Here is a 247-nt window from a genome sequence, read left to right as displayed (position 1 = left end):
CTCCGATCGCTGCGCCTCGATCAACGACAAATAAGAAATCTGGATTCGTTTTGACCATGTACTCATACGAAATGCTTTGGCCGTGTTTATCAGATGGCTCAAGCTTTCGATCTGCCGGTGTGATACCAAACACATCATGGATGAGACCATATCTTGATTTAGATCCAAAGGCAGTCATTTTGCTGTCGTTCGCCATGATCACCAACCCATTTTGTTTCAACTCTTTTGCTTGTTTCTTTAATGCATC

Annotated in this window: 1 protein-coding gene; it reads right to left on the bottom strand. The window is 42.9% G+C overall.

The annotated features are described in order from the left end of the window. Nucleotides 1–247 (bottom strand): ABC transporter substrate-binding protein (locus tag SB775_RS32540; RefSeq protein ID WP_410865417.1); only part of this gene is annotated, 247 nt, incomplete at both ends.

The sequence above is a fragment of the Peribacillus sp. SIMBA_075 genome, assembly GCF_046534585.1.
Note: the sequence above shows the minus strand (reverse complement) of the source record. Positions and strands in the feature narration are given on the sequence as shown.